The 724-nt window shown below is 26.2% G+C and carries 1 protein-coding gene; it reads right to left on the bottom strand.

The window, feature by feature from the left end; translation table 4 throughout:
- On the bottom strand, positions 1 to 713 hold a 713-nt coding region (locus D9R21_RS06780), incomplete at its 3' end, for a PBSX family phage terminase large subunit (RefSeq protein ID WP_126821568.1).
- Positions 714 to 724: the final 11 nt, after the last annotated feature.

The following is a 724-nucleotide window of genomic DNA, read 5'->3' on the forward strand; positions in this document are numbered from 1 at the left end:
GGTTTATCTTCTCATTGTATTAATTCATATTGGGTTTTACTTACAGGACATTTTTCTCATAATCATTTTAATTGATTAGTATTTATTAACATTGTAAATGCTTCTACACGATGTTTTATTTTAAACTTCTGCTTTTGTGCTGGTTTAAAATGCATATATTGACCAAAAGAATAATTATATTTTTCTCTATTTAAACTTTCTAATGTTGCATAAGCACTATCATCAACATTAATTGATATTCCTTGTTGTATTAAATTAAAATATTGGTTTAATTGATTGTTGTAAAACTCTAAAATATCTTTAACTTGTTCTAATGGTCCTTTAAATTGTTGCGTAGCATTTGAGTGTGTATATTCAGCAACTTTATAGGCTTTTTTATCAAATGAATTATATATTCAAAAGCTCGATGCTGTTGTATGTCCTTTGGGACTAGTAGAGTTTGCTAAGTCAACACCACCTAATAATTTAGTTGGTTGAATAATATCTGTTGCTTGCATAATATCAATATATCTTGCAAAAATTGAACCACTAGTATTCCCAGGCAGTCCTCAACTTCATACTCTTGCTCTTTCAATATCTAATTGTTCTAATCTTAATTGTTCATTAACTTTATCTTGTGGTAATTCATAATTAAGTCTTCAACTAGAATAATGAATAATAATTTTCATATTTCATTTTTCAATATATTTAATTTGTTCATATTTACTACGCATTATTTCTTCAT

Origin of the sequence: Spiroplasma endosymbiont of Megaselia nigra (genome assembly GCF_003987485.1) — a bacterium.
In the GTDB taxonomy this organism is placed as follows: Bacteria; Bacillota_I; Bacilli_A; order Mycoplasmatales; family Mycoplasmataceae; genus Spiroplasma.